General features: G+C 73.7%; 13 protein-coding genes. 5 read left to right on the plus strand and 8 right to left on the minus strand.

Annotated elements, in window-relative coordinates; genetic code table 11:
* Positions 1-105: 105 nt before the first annotated feature.
* Positions 106-2,877: a CBM96 family carbohydrate-binding protein gene (locus tag HCJ92_RS14280; RefSeq protein ID WP_209311125.1), complete on the minus strand. Its 2,772-nt coding sequence runs from the start codon at positions 2,875-2,877 to the stop codon at positions 106-108.
* A gap of 97 nt (positions 2,878-2,974) precedes the next feature.
* Positions 2,975-4,012: a GDP-mannose 4,6-dehydratase gene (gene gmd, locus HCJ92_RS14285; protein WP_167933959.1), complete on the minus strand. Its 1,038-nt coding sequence runs from the start codon at positions 4,010-4,012 to the stop codon at positions 2,975-2,977.
* Between the two features lie 167 nt (positions 4,013-4,179).
* Between gmd and HCJ92_RS14290 the strand changes: the two genes are divergently transcribed.
* Positions 4,180-5,130, plus strand: coding sequence for a GDP-L-fucose synthase family protein (locus HCJ92_RS14290; RefSeq protein ID WP_167933960.1), 951 nt, complete (start codon positions 4,180-4,182; stop codon positions 5,128-5,130).
* Positions 5,131-5,250: 120 nt separating this feature from the next.
* On the opposite strand, the gene HCJ92_RS14295 is transcribed toward HCJ92_RS14290, so the two are convergent.
* The 4 genes from HCJ92_RS14295 to HCJ92_RS14310 form a co-directional block, all read right to left on the minus strand.
* A complete protein-coding gene (locus HCJ92_RS14295; RefSeq protein WP_167933961.1) occupies positions 5,251-6,717 on the minus strand; it encodes an exopolysaccharide biosynthesis polyprenyl glycosylphosphotransferase in 1,467 nt (488 codons plus the stop codon).
* Between the two features lie 253 nt (positions 6,718-6,970).
* On the minus strand, positions 6,971-7,822 hold the full coding sequence (locus HCJ92_RS14300; protein WP_167933962.1) for a heme ABC transporter ATP-binding protein: 852 nt from the start codon (positions 7,820-7,822) through the stop codon (positions 6,971-6,973).
* Positions 7,819-8,958, minus strand: a complete 1,140-nt coding sequence (locus HCJ92_RS14305) for a FecCD family ABC transporter permease (RefSeq protein WP_338054182.1) — start codon at positions 8,956-8,958, stop codon at positions 7,819-7,821. The genes HCJ92_RS14300 and HCJ92_RS14305 overlap by 4 nt, the downstream gene beginning before the upstream one ends.
* The gene (locus HCJ92_RS14310) at positions 8,955-9,986 is read right to left on the minus strand and encodes an ABC transporter substrate-binding protein (protein ID WP_167933963.1); all 1,032 of its coding nucleotides are present in this window, start codon (positions 9,984-9,986) and stop codon (positions 8,955-8,957) included. The genes HCJ92_RS14305 and HCJ92_RS14310 overlap by 4 nt, the downstream gene beginning before the upstream one ends.
* A gap of 130 nt (positions 9,987-10,116) precedes the next feature.
* Here HCJ92_RS14310 and HCJ92_RS14315 point away from each other — a divergent pair, with 130 nt between their 5' ends.
* Positions 10,117-11,610 carry an HtaA domain-containing protein gene (locus tag HCJ92_RS14315; protein ID WP_167933964.1) on the plus strand — a complete coding sequence of 498 codons (1,494 nt, stop codon included), beginning with the start codon at positions 10,117-10,119 and terminating at the stop codon, positions 11,608-11,610.
* Positions 11,607-13,355, plus strand: a complete 1,749-nt coding sequence (locus HCJ92_RS25385; protein ID WP_167933965.1) for an HtaA domain-containing protein — start codon at positions 11,607-11,609, stop codon at positions 13,353-13,355. Before HCJ92_RS14315 ends, HCJ92_RS25385 begins: the two co-directional genes overlap by 4 nt.
* Positions 13,356-13,526: 171 nt before the next feature.
* On the opposite strand, the gene HCJ92_RS14325 is transcribed toward HCJ92_RS25385, so the two are convergent.
* Positions 13,527-14,240, minus strand: a complete 714-nt coding sequence (locus HCJ92_RS14325) for a biliverdin-producing heme oxygenase (RefSeq protein ID WP_167933966.1) — start codon at positions 14,238-14,240, stop codon at positions 13,527-13,529.
* Between the two features lie 83 nt (positions 14,241-14,323).
* Entirely contained in the window at positions 14,324-15,190 is an 867-nt protein-coding gene (gene map, locus HCJ92_RS14330) for a type I methionyl aminopeptidase (protein ID WP_167933967.1), read from the minus strand.
* Positions 15,191-15,289: 99 nt separating this feature from the next.
* Between map and HCJ92_RS14335 the strand changes: the two genes are divergently transcribed.
* Both HCJ92_RS14335 and npdG read left to right on the plus strand, forming a co-directional pair.
* Positions 15,290-15,556, plus strand: a complete 267-nt coding sequence (locus HCJ92_RS14335) for a hypothetical protein (protein ID WP_167933968.1) — start codon at positions 15,290-15,292, stop codon at positions 15,554-15,556.
* 72 nt (positions 15,557-15,628) lie between these two features.
* Positions 15,629-16,393, plus strand: coding sequence for an NADPH-dependent F420 reductase (npdG, locus tag HCJ92_RS14340; RefSeq protein WP_167933969.1), 765 nt, complete (start codon positions 15,629-15,631; stop codon positions 16,391-16,393).
* Positions 16,394-16,434 lie beyond the last annotated feature (41 nt).

The following is a 16,434-nucleotide window of genomic DNA, read 5'->3' on the forward strand; positions in this document are numbered from 1 at the left end:
CGGCGGGGCCCTCCCCGCCGCCGTCCTGCCCCGACCCGCAGCCCGCGAGCAGCAGCGGCGCCAGCACCGCCGCCACGAGGAAGGTACCCCGGACGCGCCGCCGCCTCACGGCGCACCGAAGGTGAGGTGGAGCTGCGGCCGGTTGTCCGTCGCCGCGACCTCACGCGACCAGAACCACAGGTTGTCCGTCCCGGTGCTGGTGACGGCCAGGTCCAACGTGCCGCCGAGCGAGGGACGGACAGCGGAGGTCGTCAGGGTCGTCGAGTAGTGCCCGTTGGGCACCGTCCCCGCGGCGATCGTGCCGAGCACCGTCGATCCGAGGGTCGGCCTGGTGTTCCAGCTGGTCCCGGCCTCCGACCAACTCCCCGTCACCGGAGAGACGGTGTGGCTGTCCTCGGACCCCGCGTACTCCTGGCCGGTGGTCCGCACCCGCAGCGCCGCCGCCTTCAGCACGGTGCCGGGGGGTGCCTGGGGCAGCTCGTACCGCAGGTACGTCTCGTAGCCCGAGCTGCCGCGGACCGCGAGTGAGGTGCTGCCGCCGTGGGTCGCCGACGGCGCGCCCTGGTTGACGTACGTGTCCGCGGTGGGTTGCAGCGCGGTGACCGTGTCGACCGGCGCGCTCGCCGCGTTGTGGTGCGCGGTGATCCGGGCGGCGGAGAGGGTGTGGTGGTAGACGGTCGTCTCGTCGAGCTGCCCCTGGAAGCCGTCGCTGGAGGGCCGGTTGTTCCAGCCGGAGAGGTTGTCGGCCCCGGTGCGCCAGTAGCCGCGGTAGGTCTGGTTGGAGGTGACGTTGGCGTTGGAGGCGACCAGCTGGCCGTCCACGTACAGCCGGAGGCCGTTGGTGCCCTGGGTCGCCGCCAGGTGGTGCCAGCGGCCGTCGTTGTAGGAACGGGGGCTGGTGACGAACTGCCGCCCGCTGCCCTGGGTGCCGAAGACCAACTGGCCGCTGTCCCGCATGTAGACGTGCTTGTCGTAGGTGGTGCTGGTCCGCCAGATGTTCCGGCTGAAGCCGATGATCCGCCCGCCCTGGGTGCTCTCGGTGCGGAACCAGGTCTCCACCGAGAACCGGGCGGGTGAGTCGAAGGCCGTGTCGCTGTAGGTGTAGGTGGTGATGCCGCCCGTGTACCCGATGCCCCGTGCGCCGGGGTAGGGCACGGCGGCGGGGGTCACCCCGCGTGAGGGGTTGCCCCGGTGCACCCCGCCGTTGTCGTTGCCGGAGACGTCGGAGGCGTAGAAGCCGCCGGTCTCGTCGTGGCGCCAGTACAGCACCGGGTCGTCGGCGAGTACCGCGTCCGCGTAGGGCTGCGTTCCGGCAGCCGCGGTCACGGTCGCCGGCAGCGACTGGACGCTGGTGTTGCCCGCCGCGTCTGATGCCGTCACGCGGTAGCTGTGCGACTGGCCCGGGGTGAGGCCGGTGTCGGTGTAGGAGAGCTGCGGTCGCTGCCACGGGAGCGAGGAACCCTGCACGGTGTGGATCGGGGCGGTGCCGTTGTCGCGGTAGACCCGGTAGGTCAGCAGGCTGTCGTCCAGGTCCAGGCTGGACCGCCAGGTGACCGTCGCCTCGCCGGCGGCCAGGCTGTGCGCGGAGACCTCCGGGCGGTCCGGCGCCCCGGTGTCGGGTCCGGAGGCGAATCGTGTCAGCCCCCACTGCGGAGTGCCGTTGACGGTGGTGAAGCCGCCGCCGACCCAGATGAAGTCCCGGTCGTCCTGCGGCAGCTCCTCCGCCGTGATCACGACGCGCGGTCCGATGGCCTCACCGAGGCCGTCGTTGGTGTCGGGGAACCAGCCCAGCAGCGTCGGGTCGTCGACCGACTGCGCGAACAGGTGGAAGCGCGGCCCGTCGGGGAAGGACCCCATGCTGGAGCAGTCGTGCGCGTGGTGGCCGCTGTACAGCACACCCTGGTGGACGGTGACGTCCTGGGTCGCGCCCAGGCAGGTGTCCCGCCACCGCTGGTCGAAGGTGGCCAGCTCCAGTGCGATCCGGCCGTCGAAGGCGCCGCCGCCCGTGCCCTCGTTGGCGGTGTAGAACCCGCTGTCGTCGGTGGTCAGCCCCTTGACCACCGAGCGCTGCTCGATGAACGGCAGCGGATAGTCACGGGTGTTGGCGCCGGTGACCGCGTCCACGACCGCCAGGGCGTGGGAGTCGCGCCCGTTGAGGCGGAAGAAGTCGCCGCCGAGGATCACGTGGCGCCCGTCGGGCGTCACCTCGATCGCGCGTCCCGGCTCGTCGGCGTCGGCGACCCAGCCCTCCAGCGCCCCCGAGGTGGTCACCGCGGCGAACCGCTGCCGCGGCTGACCGGCGACGGTGTTGAAGTCGCCGCCCAGATAGACTCGTTGGTCCGTCGCGGCCAGGGCGCGGACCGTGGCAGGTACCGCGACGGGGAACGCGCGGCGCTCACAGGTCGTCGTGTCGAACGCCGCCACGTTGGAGGCGCCCACCCCGTTCACCGACCCGAAGGTCCCGCCGACGTACAGCGTGGCACCGTCCGGGGAGACGGCCAGCGATCGCACGGCCGCGGCGACCGACCCGGCGGTGAACCGCAGGTCGCAATCGGCGACCGGCTCCCCGGAGGCCGCGTCCAGCGCGACGAAGTTGGCGACCGGCTCCTCCTGCGTACCCGCCGCCGCACCCGGCGGTCGGACGGTGGAGAACGTGCCGCCGACGAACACCGTCCCGCCGGCCTCCGCCAGCGCCCAGACGATGCCGTTGGTCTGCCAGGTCGGCAGCTCGTCGGCGGTGATGCCCACCGGGGGCGTCAGCGCCGGAGCGGGCGCCGCGGGCTGCGCCGCGGCCGGGCCCGGCAGGGCGGCGAAGAGCGCGAGGACCCCGCTGTACACGACGGCGCGGCGCCACAGTCCGCCTCGGATCGGTCTCATGCTGTCCCTCTGTTCTGGATGAGTGGGGGGTGGACGGGTGACGGGGCGACGGGGTGCGGGGGAGGGGAGGCTTTCCGGCGGCTGCCGTCACGCGGACTCAGCGGTCCACGCGCACCCGGGCGCCGGCCAGTTCCGCGTCCAGCGCCTCGATGTCGGCCCGGACCATGAGCGCCGCCAGTTCCCGCCAGCCGACGGTCGGCTCCCAGCCCAGCTTCTCGCGCGCCTTCGAGGCGTCACCGATGAGCGCGTCCACCTCGCTGGGACGCTCGTACTTGGGGTCGTACCGCACGTACCGCGACTGCTCCAGCCCCCCGGCCTCGAAGGCGGCGTCGAGGAACTCCCGCACGGAGACCGCCTGCCCGGTCGCCACCACGTAGTCGTCCGGCTCGTCCTGCTGGAGCATCCGCCACATCGCCTCCACGTACTCCGGCGCGTAGCCCCAGTCGCGTACCGCGTCGAGGTTGCCCAGGTACAGCCGGTCCTGGAGCCCCGCCCGGATACGGGCCACCGCGCGGGTGATCTTGCGCGTCACGAAGGTCTCCCCCCGGCGCGGCGACTCGTGGTTGAACAGGATGCCGTTGCAGGCGAACAGGCCGTACGCCTCCCGGTAGTTGACCGTCGACCAGTAGCTGAACACCTTGGCGCAGCCGTAGGGGCTGCGCGGGTGGAACGCCGTCCGCTCGTTCTGCGGCGGCGGAGCCGCGCCGAACATCTCCGAGGACGAGGCCTGGTAGATCCGGGTGGCCACCCCCGAGGCGCGGATCGCCTCCAGCAGGCGCAGCGCGCCGAGACCGGTGACGTCCCCGGTGTACAGCGGGGCGTCGAAGGAGACCCGCACGTGCGACTGAGCGCCGAGGTTGTACACCTCGTCGGGGCGGATCTCCCGCAACAGGTTGACCAGGGCGACCCCGTCCGCGAGGTCGGCGTGGTGCAGCACGAGCGTGCGGGCGGGCTCCTGCGGGCCCTGGTAGATGTGGTCGATCCGCTCGGTGTTGAAGGACGACGAACGACGCACCAGGCCGTGCACCGTGTACCCCTTGTCGAGGAGGAGTTCCGCGAGGTACGAGCCGTCCTGCCCGGTGACCCCGGTGATCAGTGCGGAGCGGCCCGCGCCGCTGGTGGTCTCGGTACTCATCGGTGGCCCCCGGAGGTCAGCGCCCGCGTCCGCGGGCGGTGGTGAACGGTGGAGCGCCGGCGGGCATTCTGCCCCAGCGGCGCGGTCGTCGCGGGCGGAACGGCGAAATCGGGCCCGCCGACGGCGGTCGGTCCGCCGTTCCGCCCGCGGCTGGCAGAATCCGCGGCATGACAACAGCTCCCGCACTGCTGCCGGCCACGGCCCGCGTCTACGTCGCCGGGCACCGCGGCCTGGTGGGCTCGGCGGTCGCCCGGCACCTGGCGGCCGAGGGGCACGAGGTGATCACCCGCACCCGCGCCGAACTCGACCTGCGCGAACCGGGGCCGACCGCCCGGATGCTGCGCGACACCCGGCCGGACGTGCTGGTGCTGGCGGCGGCGAAGGTCGGCGGCATCATGGCCAACTCCACCTACCCGGTGGAGTTCCTGGAGGACAACCTCCGCATCCAGCTCAGCGTCCTGGCCGGCGCGCACGCCGCGGACGTGGACCGGCTGCTGTTCCTGGGGTCCTCCTGCATCTACCCCAAACACGCCGACCAGCCCATCCGTGAGGACGCCCTGCTCACCGGCGCGCTGGAGCCCACCAACGAGCCGTACGCGCTGGCGAAGATCGCCGGCATCGGCCAGGTCCGCTCCTACCGGCGGCAGTACGGCCGCCGCTGGATCTCCGCCATGCCGACCAACCTCTACGGCCCCGGCGACAACTTCGACCCGGAGACCTCGCACGTCCTCCCCGGTCTGCTGCGCCGGTTCCACGAAGCGGTCGCCGCGGGGAGCGAGGAGGTGCTGCTCTGGGGCAGCGGGACCCCGCGCCGGGAGTTCCTCCACAGCGACGACCTGGCGCGCGCCTGCGTGGCGCTGCTGCGCGCCTACGACGGGCCGGACCCGGTGAACGTCGGTTGCGGGGAGGACGTCACCATCGCCGAACTGGCGGCGCTCGTCGCGGAGGTGACGGGGTTCACCGGACGCGTCGTGTGGGACACCTCGCGGCCGGACGGCACCCCCCGCAAGCTGCTCGACGTGGGACGGCTGCGCAAGCTGGGGTTCGAACCCTCGGTTGCGCTCGCCGACGGTGTCCGGGACACCTATCGGTGGTGGCTGGGGCACAAGGACTCCTAGAGCGTGGTGCGGCGGCCCTGCCCGGCCCGCCGCAGCGGGGCCCGACACGGTCGCGGGAGCGCCGTCCGCGGGCGGCGCTCCCGGCCGGTGGCGCGGCGCGCACCCGGGTGCGGGGCGCGATCAGTAGGCTCCGCGACCGCCGGTGACGGCGCGGGCGGTGCGGGCGAGGATGTCGAGGTCCTGGGTGAGCGACCAGTTGTCGGTGTAGGAGAGGTCCAGCGCGATGCCCTCGTCCCACGAGAGGTCGGATCGGCCGCCCACCTGCCAGGGCCCGGTCATCCCCGGCCGGACCCGCAGCCGCCGGGCCTCGGTCGGTGTGTACTGCGCCGCCTCGTCCGGCAGCGGCGGTCGCGGCCCGACCAGCGACATGCTTCCCACCAGCACGTTCAGCAGCTGCGGCAGTTCGTCGAGCGAACTGCGGCGCAGCAACCGGCCGACACGCGTGACCCGGGGGTCGCGGCGGAGCTTGAACAGCGGGCCCCCGTGCGCGTCGTTGGACTCCTCCAGCTGCGGGCGGAGCCGTTCGGCGCCGCGGACCATCGTGCGGAACTTCCACATGGTGAACGGGACGCCATGCCGACCCACCCGGCGCTGGCGGTAGAGCGCCGGACCGCGCGAGTCGAGGCGCACGGCGAGGGCCACCAGGGCGAACAGCGGTGCCAGCAGCAGCAGTCCGAGGCCCGCGCCCGTCCGGTCCAGCGCGGTCTTCAGCGCGGTGGCGCCGCCCCGGCGGGTCGGCGGGGCGAGGTGGAGCAGGCCGAGTCCGGCGGCACCGCCCACCGCGAGACGGCGGGGGGCGACGTCGGTGAGGCCGGAGGAGACCGTCAGGGGGAGCCCGGCGTCCTGGAGCGCCCAGCCGACGCGGCGCAACCGCTCCCCGCACAGGTGGGCGCCGGGCACGGCCAGCACCAGGTCCGCGCTGAGCCGAGTCGCCGCCTCCAGGAGCAGCGGGCCGTCGTGGGGCTCGGTGGCCGGCGCGTCGGCGGCGAGCCGGCCGCAGACCGGTACGCCGAACGCGGGGGAGCCGCTGCCCACCGGCACGACGCCCACCACGACGTAGGGGTGGTCCGTGCCGGCGGCGAGCCGGGCGGCGACGTCCTCGGCGCCCGGCGTCTCGCCCACGAGGAGGACGCGACGCAGCGCGTGGGCGCGGCGACGCTCGGCGGTGAGGTGGCGGTGGAGGAGTGCGCCGGTGGCCGCGGTGAGTATTAGTCCGGGCAGCAGTGCGAGCAGCGAGGTCAGCGGCGGGGAGGACTCCCCGCCGAGCACGCGGAGGACGGCGAGGAGACCGACCAGCAGGGACCAGTCGTGGAGGGCGGCGAGCAGCCCGCGGGACTCGGCGAGATTGCGGTGGGCGTAGCGGCGGTGGGCGCAGCGGAGGAGGAGCCAGCCGGCTGCGGCGACGGTCGCGGTCACCAGGGGGTGCGGTCGGCCTGTGGCCAGGTGGACCGCTGCCAGGGGTAACAGGACCCCTGCGACGTCAACGCCGACGGTGAGCGGCGCGTACCAGGCGGGTTTGGTGCCGCCGGGGTGTTGCGGCCGGGCGGCGGCCAGTGACGGCTTGTCCCCCGGGGCGTGCCTGGACATTCCCGCGTTCCGCATGAACCCCCCAGACCGAAGTCTCCATTGAGTCACCACACGTCGTCGTGGAACCACGGATCGGGGCGCCGCTGTCATCTCCCCATGGCGGGGCACCCGGACACCCAGATGAGAGTAGGGGATCTCGTGGAGGTTTGGGTTCCGTTGGTGGAAACTTTGCGCGCACGACCACCGGTGTTGGCCGGTTCCCCGTCGCGCCGGGGGTGGCGCGACGGAGAGGGGCGCGCCGGGGGCGCCGTGGTCAGCGCGGGGGGCGCTGCGGGAGGACGATCGGCACCCCGGTGTCGGGATGGGCCAGCACCTCCACCGGGTGCTGGTAGACCTTGCTCAGCAGTTCGGGCGTCAGGGTGGTGTCCGGCGGGCCCTCGCCGGCGACCCGACCCCCGGCGAGCACCGCGACCCGGTCGGCGTGGGCGGCGGCCAGCCCGAGGTCGTGCACCACGACGACGACCGCGTCCCCGGCGCGTGCGCGTTCCCGGCAGACAGTGAGGACGAGTTCCTGATGGCGCAGGTCGAGCGCGGCGGTGGGTTCGTCCAGCAGCAGCACCGCGGTGCGTTGGGCGAGGACGCGGGAGAGCGCGACGCGGGCCTTCTCGCCGCCGGAGAGGGCGGAGAACGGCCGGGGGGCGAAGGCGGTGACCTCGGTGGCCGCCAGGGCGGCGGCGACGACCGCCTCGTCCTCGTCCTCCGCGGCGGTGCCCGCCCAGGGGGCGCGTCCCATGCGGACGACCTCGTCCACCAGGAAGGGGAAGGAGAGCGTGGCGGCCTGCGGCAGCACGGCCCGGCGCAGGGAGAGTTCGCGGGCGTTCCAGGACTCGGCCGGTTTGCCGTCGATGAGGATGGCGCCGCCCTCGACGGCGGTGTCCGCGGCGAGTGCGGCCAACAGGGTTGACTTACCGGCCCCGTTGGGCCCGACGAGGGCGAGGACCTCGCCTGCGCGGACCGTCAGGGAGACCCCGTCGAGGACCGGTCGGCCCCCGAGCTGGAGGGTGACGTCCCGTGCCTCCGCCAGTACGTCGCCGGGCCTGTGCGGTGCGGGCGGCCGGGCCGCGCGGTTGCCCAGCAGCCTGGTGATCACCTGGTCGATCGTCATGCCCAGCCTCCCTGGCGGCGTCGGGTCCGGCGCAGCAGCCAGAAGAAGAAGGGGCTGCCGATCAGCGCGGTGAGTACGCCCAGCGGCAGTTCGGCGGGGGCGGCCAGCGTGCGGGCGGCCAGGTCGGCGGCGAGGAGGACCAGCGCGCCGAGGAGCGCGCTGCCCGGGACGAGGAACCGGTGTCCCGGGCCGGCGACCATGCGGAGCAGGTGGGGCACGAGGAGTCCGACGAAGGTGATGATGCCGGCGACGGCGACGGCGGCGGCGGTGAGCAGCGCCACGACCAGCACCAGGGAGATGCGCAGCCGTTCGACGTCGACGCCGAGGTGGCGCGCGGGCTTCTCGCCCAGGGCGAGCAGGTCGAGCCGTCGCGCGTACCAGGGCGCCGCGATCAGGCCGAGGACGGCGCAGGGCAGCACGGCGAGGACCTTGGGCCAGGTGGCCTGGGAGAGCGACCCCAGCTGCCAGAAGGTGATCTCGGTCAGCTGGGCGTTGTCGGCGAAGAAGATCGACAGGCCGATGAGCGCGCCCGCGAAGGCGTTGACGGCGACACCGGTGAGGATGAGCGTGACGACCTCGGTGCGTCCGCCGGAACGGGAGAGCGCGTAGACCAGCAGCACGGTGGCGAGCCCCGTGATGAACGCGCAGACGGTCACGGTCCAGTTGCCGAAGAGGGTGAGGCCGAAGGCGATGGCGGCGACGGCGCCCACCGCGGCCCCCGCCGAGACCCCGATGACGCCGGGTTCGGCGAGCGGGTTGCCGAAGACGCCCTGCATGAGTGCGCCCGCGCAGCCGAGGGACGCACCGACCAGCAGGGCGAGGACGACGCGCGGCAGACGGACGTTCCACAGCACGGACTCGGCGACGCGGTCGAGTTCGTACCCGCCGAGCCCCGCCCGGTGGGCGACGGAGGCGAGGATGTCGCCGAACGGGATCTGGTAGGCACCGATGGAGGCCGCCGCCATCGCGGTGACCACCAGCGCGGCGAGGAGTCCGACGGTGAGCGCGGCGGCGCGGGCGGCCCGGGTGCGGGGCCGCTCCGGCGCGGGGTCGGGCGCACCGCTGCCGGCGACCGGTGGCCGGCCGGCGCTGGTGCTCCCGGTGGTGGCAGTGGCAGGGGCGGGGGAGGGACTCACCGGGCTTCCGCCGCGCCGGCGTGGATCTGCTCGGTGAGGGAGGCGAGCACCTCGTCGGTCCGCGGACCGTAGTTGAGGAGGACACCGTCGTCGACGGCGGCGACGCGGCGGTCCATGCCTGCCGGGGTCTCGGCGATCCCCGGGATCTCCAGCAGCCCGTCGACGCCGCCGACGGAGGTCAGCCCCTTGGTCATGACGAGGATGACGTCGGGGGCGGCGGCGGCCAGCGCCTCACTGGTGATGGGGGTGAAGTCCTTGTCCAGCCCGGACTCGACACCGGCGTCGATCCCGCCGGCCGCCTCGATCAGGGAGGTCGCGCCGGAGCCCGCGCCGCCCAGCAGGTAGACGCTGGCGGTGCCGCGCAGGTACAGGAAGGCGACACGGGGCGCGTCCCCGGTCGCCGGTATCGACGCGCGTGCGGCGTCGAGGCGTTCCTCGGTGCGGGTGAGGAGCTGTTCGCCCGCCTCCTCCACGCCGAGCGCGGTGGCGACGGCCTCGATCCGGCCCGTGACGGCGTCGAGTTCGCGCGGTGTCTCGAAGACGACGAGGGGGATTCCGGCGGCACGGATCTGGTCGATGGCCTCGGCGGGGCCGGTGCTGTCCTCGACCAGGATCACGTCGGGGCGCAGGGAGAGCACGCTCTCGGCGGAGACCTCGTGGCCGCGGGTGACGACGGGGAGTTCCGCCGCCTCCTCGAAGGTGGCGGTGACGTCGCGGGCGACGACGCGTTCGCCGAGGCCGAGGGTCCAGACGATCTCGGCGAGCGAGCCGGAGAGCGGGACGATCCGGTCGGCGGACGCGACGGTCACCGCGGTGCCGTCCGCGGACTCGACCTCGACGGGCAACGCCGGCTCGGGCGAGGCCCCGTCCAGCGGCTCCAGCCGGTCGGCGGCGGGTTCCGCCGTGGTGCCGGTGGTCGCGGCCCCGTTCCCGTCGCCGGAGTCGGTGCCCCCGGCGCAGCCGGTGGCGGCGACGGTCAGGGCGAGGGTCGCGAGGAGCTTTCCGAGGAGTCTGGGCCGGTGCTGCACCTGGCTCCGCCTTTCTGGGCAACGGGGTCCGGGGTCCGGGCCGGTCGCCCGGGGCCCGGGGTTCCGACACGGCCAACCGTAGTTTAGGTTAGCCTAACCTCAGTCATCGCCCCTGGTTCGGAGGCATCCGATGCTGCCCAATCCCGCCCGTCGCCGGGTGCCCCTCGCGGGGCTCCTCGGCGTGGTCCTGGCGGCCCTCACCCTGGCCCTGCTCCCGGCGCACGCGGCGCACGCGGCCGAACGCACCGTGTCGGGCGGCCGGTTGGACTGGGGGGTCCGTTCGTCCTTCCTGACCTACATCACCGGTCCCATCGCCCAGGGCAGTTGGGGTCTCTCCGGCGGGGCCGGCACCGTCGGCAACAGCCAGTTCCGCTTCCACTCCGCCACCGGCGGCTACGACCCGGAGACCGGTGCCGTCACCGCCGCCTACTCCGGCGGCGTCCGCTTCCAGGGCCACTTCGACGACCAGGGCGTGCCCGAACTCGACCTGACGATCAGCAACCCGTCGGTCCGGGTCGACGGCGCGAGCGGGACGCTCTACGCCGACATCCGCAGCAAGGCCCGCGGCTCCGGCCAGGTCAACGAGGCGAGCGGCGTCGCGCTCGCCTCGTTGAACCTCTCCGGCGTGGACCTCCGCGGCGGCAGCCGGATCTCGGTCACCGGCGCCCCCGCCACACTCACCACGGACGGGGCGACCGCCTTCGCCGGCTACTACGCCGCCGGCGACCCGCTGGACCCCGTCACCTTCACCGCCGACACCCTCGACCCCGCGCCGGACCCGGGCGACGACCCCTCTCCCGACCCGGCGCCGAGCGGCGAAGCCCGCGACGAGGACGGGGCCGAGGACGGGGCGGACGAAGCCGACGAGGCACCCGACTCCGCCGAGATCACCGACGCCGCTCTCGACTGGGGAGTGCGCCGCACCTTCCGTGAGTTCGTCACCGGCGACATCGCGGAGGGCGGCTGGGAACTCGCCGACGGCGCCCAGGACGGCGGCGCGCTGTTCCGGTTCCCCGACGGCACCGGTGAACTCGACGCCGAGACCGGCTCCCTGGCGGCGAATTTTGCGGGCAGCCTCCACTTCACCGGCAACGACCTCGACCTGCTGGTCGAAGCCGTCCGCGTCGAGGTGGCCGACGGCGAGGGCACGATGACCGCCGACGTCACCACCGCCGACGGCACGGCCGAGGCTGCGCGGCTGGTCACCTTCGAGGTACCCGAACTCGACGTGACGGACGGTCTGTTCCACCTCTCCGAGGCGCCGGCGGAGCTGACGGCCGAGGGCGCCGAAGCCTTCGGCAGGCTCTACACCGAGGGCACCGTCATGGACCCGCTCACCCTCGCCGTCGCCGTCAGCGACGACGCCGAACTCCCGCCGCTGCCCGACCTGGGCAGCGAGCCCGTCGAGGAGGCCGAGGCCGAACCGACCGCCGAGGCCGAGCCGGTCGAGGCCGAATCGGCCGCCGACAGCTCCTCCTCAACCCCCGTGCCACTGCTGGCCGCCGCCGCGATCGCCCTGCTGGCGCTCGCCGGGGCCGGATACCTGGTCCGGCGCCGCACCTCCGGTGCCCGCCCGGCCACCACACCCTCCGAAGACACCGACAAGGAGACCACCGAACGATGACCGCCATACGTATGCGCGGCGCCCGTACGGGCCGCCTGCTGCTCGCGGCAGCCACTGCGACGGTGCTGTCCGCGACAGCGTTCGCCGCGCCGGCGGCAGCCGACACCGCGGCACCGGCAGCCACCTACGACCTGGTGGACGGCACCCTCGACTGGGGCGTCCAGGCTTCCTTCCGCAACTACATCAGCGGCCCGATCGCCAAGGGCAGCATCACCCTCGACCAGGGGGCCCAGCGCAACGACGACGGCACCTTCGCCTTCACCGGCGGCACCGGCAGCTACGACCTCGGCACCCACTCCGTGGCGACCGAGTTCAACGGCAGCGTGCACTTCGAGGGCCACGGCGGGGTGCTGGACCTCAAGCTCTCCGACCTCAAGGTCGTCACCGAGGGCACGTCCGGCGGGGCGATCCTCGCCGACGTCACCGTCGGCGCCGACACCACCGAGGACGTCGAGTTCGCCACGCTCGACATGAGCGGCGTCAGTCCCGGCCAGGGCGCCGGCGGCGCGATGGTCTTCGCCGACATCCCCGCCACGCTGACCGCCGAGGGCTCGGTGGCCTTCAGCAACTTCTACCCCGAGGGCACCGCGCTCGACCCGGCCACCCTCACCGTCAGCGCCGTCCCGCCGTCGGAGCCCGGTGACCCGGACGACGGCGACGACGGGGACGACGACACCGAGGAGCCGGGTACCGGCGAGCCGGGCGACGGCGACGACACCGACAACCCCGGTGACGGTGACGGTGACGGCGACGGTGACGGCGACGGCGGCGACGGCGGCGACGGTGGTGACGGCGGCGACGGTGGTGACGGCGGCGACGGTGGTGACGGCGACAACGGCGACAACGGCGACAACGGCGACAACGGCGACGACGGCGACGACACCGACGACCCCGGCAACGGCGACAACGACGGTGACGACGACGGCAAGGACGACGACACCGACAACCCCGACGACGAGCCCGTCTCCGGCACCATCGCCGACGGCACCCTCGACTGGGGCGTGCGGGACTCCTTCCGCACCTACGTGACCGGCCCGATCGCCCGCGGCTCGGTCGAACTGCTGGGCGCGGCAACCGCGAACAGCGACGGGACCTTCCAGTTCCCGGACGCGGTCGGTGAGTTCGACGGCGAGGCCGACGCCCTGGTGGCGGCCTTCGACGGCGGCGTGCAGTTCGTCGGCCACGAGAAGGCCGATGGCGAGTACGAGCTGGACCTCAAGTTCTCCGACCTGGCCGTGGCCTTCGAGGGCACCGAGGGCGTCCTCGTCGCCGACGTGGTCTCCCACACCCTCGGTGGTGACGTCGTCGAGTACGAGGGCGTCGTCGTCGCCGACCTGACCCTGCCGGCCGCCGCGCTCGACCCGGTCGACGACGTGATCCTCCTGGAGAACGTCCCGGCCGTCCTCACCGACGAGGGCGCCGAGGCCTTCGGCGGCTTCTACGAGGCCGGTGCCGACCTCGACCCGCTCACCGTCGCCGTCTCCCTGGACGATGACGCCGAGCTGCCCCCCGGCGGCGGCAACAGCCCCGCCCCGCAGACCGGTGGCACCACCCCGATCGCCGGTGGCGGCGCCTCGGGCGGTGTCTCCGGCGGCCTGGCGGGCGGCGGCTTCGGCTCCGGCTCCCTGGCCTCCACCGGAACCCCGGCCGGTGCCCTCGCGGGCCTCGCCGCGGCCGTGACCGTCGCAGGCGGCGCGGCCTACTGGGTGACCCGTCGCCGCAGCGCCTCCCCGCTGGCCGACTGACACCCGTTCACGCCGCTGCCCGCCCGGTCCCGACAGACCGGGCGGGCAGCGGCACGTCTACGCCCGTGCGGACGCGGGGGAGGCCGAACGGCGGCCTCGGGAGACGGGGACAGCGGAACGCCGGCCCGGTGGGGGAGTGAACCCCCGCCGGGCCGGCGTCGTGACGGACGGTCAGCGCGAGGTGGCCGCGCCCAGGTCCTGGAAGACCGCGGAGTTCAGCGAGAACGCGCGCTTGCACTCCTCCACGATCCGCAGCCGCTCCGCGTCGTCCCCCGGCACCGCGTCCAGCAGCGTGCGGTACTCGCGCTTGAACGCCGCCGGGTTGCCGATCCCCTCGAAGACGTAGAACCGCACCCCGTCGCCCTTGGGCTCGAATCCCCAGGTCTTCTCCGCGATGGAGCGGATCACCTGGCCGCCGGAGAGGTCACCCAGGTAGCGCGTGTAGTGGTGGGCGACGTACCCGCCGGTCCAACCGGTCGCCGTCTCGGTGATCCGCTCGGCGTAGGCGGCGGTGGCCGGCAGCGGCCGGACCTCGTCGCGCCAGGCGGCCGAGCCGTGCATGTGGTCGAGGTCCCGCTCCAGCTCCGCCACCCGGGCGAGCTCGGGCCGCACGAAGGGGCCCGCCACCGGGTCGGCGGCCAGCTGCGCCGTCGGCGCCTCCAGCGCCCGGTACACGAACCACAGCTGCTCGGTGTACAGGCGGAACGCCTCGACACCCAGCCCGCCGCCGAGGAGGTCGCTCATGAAGGAGGAGTTCTCGGCCTCGGTGTGCTGCTGGTGGGAGGCTTCGCGGATCTGTGTGGAAAAGGGTGTCGCGACGGGCGCGGTCACAACGGACCTCCGGGGGCCGGGGACGGGGCGCGGCAGGCAGCCGTGCCCCGTCATCCTCTCGACTTAGGCTTACCTAAGTCAAGGTGTTGCCGACATGGTGTCGGTAAAGATCCGGTCCGCGCCCCGCGGCGGTCGGCTCACGGCAGCGTCAGGATCTCCGCGCCGTCGGCGGTCACCACCAGGGTGTGCTCGAACTGGGCCGTGCGCTTGCGGTCCTTGGTCACGACCGTCCAGTCGTCGGCCCACATGTCCCAGTCGTGGGTGCCCAGCGTCAGCATCGGCTCGATGGTGAACGTCATGCCGGGCGCCATCACCGTGGTGTGCTCCGGCGAGTCGTAGTGGGGGATGATCAGCCCGGAGTGGAACGAGGTGTTGATCCCGTGGCCGGTGAAGTCGCGGACCACCCCGTAGCCGAAGCGCTTGGCGTAGGACTCGATCACCCGCCCGATGACGTTGATCTGACGCCCCGGCCGCACCGCCTTGATCGCCCGGTTCAGCGACTCGCGCGTCCGCTCGACCAGCAGTCGCGACTCCTCGTCCACCGCGTCCTCACCGCCGACGAGGTACGTGGCGTTGTTGTCGCCGTGCACGCCGCCGATGTAGGCGGTGATGTCCAGGTTGACGATGTCGCCGTTCCGCAGCACCGTACTGTCCGGGATGCCGTGGCAGATGACCTCGTTCACCGAGGTGCAGAGCGACTTGGGGAAGCCGCGGTAGCCCAGCGTGGACGGGTATGCCCCGTTGTCGCACAGGAACTCGTGCGCCACCTCGTCCAGCCGGTCGGTGGTGACGCCGTCGGCGATGTGCTGGGAGGTCTCCACCAGCGCCTGGGCGCCCAGCCGGCCGGCGACCCGCATCCGCTCGATCGTCTCCGCGTCCTGCACCTCCGGCCCGGTGTACGGACGGGGTGCCTTTCTCCCCACGTACTCGGGGCGGCGGATGGCGGAGGGGACGGACCGCAGGGGGGAGACGGTCCCGGGGGTGACGAGCGACTGCGCAGACATGCCGTCGAGTCTAAGACCCGCCCCCCGCGGCGCCCCGCCTCCCACCGGCTCCCCTCCCGGCAGGTGGTCGGAGCGGCTCCACGCGGGCAAGATGACGGTATGGCTCTCTTCCGACGAAGCTCCCAGGACCAGCAGGCCAAGGACGGGCAGTGGTACTACTGCCTGCGCCACCGGACGGTCGAGGAGGGAATGCAGTGCCCCGCCACGGACCGCCTCGGCCCGTACGCCACCCGCCAGGACGCGGAGCGTGCCATCGCGACCGCCCAGGAACGGGACGAGGAGTGGCGCAACGACCCCCGCTGGCGCGACGAGGAGGACGAGGACCCCGACGGCGGGACGGGCCGTACCGCCCCCGGCCGGGGCTGACCAACCGCCGCCCGCCCCCGGGGGCGGGCGGGGCGCGCGGTGCGCGGCTCAGCGCCTGGCAGGATCGTGGGCATGACCACATCGGATCAGCCCACCGACCCGTCGACCGCGCCGGCGGCCGACCCCGGCGCCGCCGCCCCCACCGGCAAACCCGCCCCCAAGGACCCCTGGGCGCTCCCGGACGTCTCCGGCTTGACCGTCGGCGTGCTCGGCGGCACCGGCGACCAGGGCCGCGGCCTCGCGTACCGCCTCGCCCGCGCCGGGCAGCGCGTCGTGATCGGCTCCCGCTCCGCCGACCGCGCCCGCCAGGCCGCGGGGGACGAGCTGCTCGGCCCCGTGGGTGTCGAGGGTGCCGACAACGCCGAGTGCGCCCGCCGCAGCGACGTGGTGATCGTCGCCGTGCCGTGGGACGGCCACGCCGCCACCCTCACCGCGCTGCGCGAGGAGCTCGCCGGAAAGCTCGTGGTGGACTGTGTCAACCCGCTCGGCTTCGACAAGAAGGGCGCCTACGCCCTCACCGTGCCCGAGGGCAGCGCCGCCGAGCAGGCCGCCGCGCTGCTGCCGGAATCCCGGGTGACCGCGGCCTTCCACCACCTCTCCGCGGTCCTGCTCCAGGACACCTCGCTGGCGGAGATCCCCACCGACGTCATGGTCCTCGGGGAGGCCCGCGCCGACTGCGAGACCGTCCAGGCCATCGCCTCGCTGATCCCCGGGATGCGCGGCGTCTTCGCCGGCCGGCTGCGCAACGCGCACCAGGTGGAGTCGCTGGTCGCCAACCTCATCTCGGTCAACCGCCGGTACCGCGCCCATGCAGGCGTCCGGCTCACCGACATCTGACGGCGCCCCGTCGTCCGGGCCGCGGCCCACGAGCCGCGGCC

Origin of the sequence: Streptomyces spiramenti (assembly GCF_012034385.1) — a bacterium.
GTDB classification, from domain to species: domain Bacteria; phylum Actinomycetota; class Actinomycetes; order Streptomycetales; family Streptomycetaceae; genus Streptomyces; species Streptomyces spiramenti.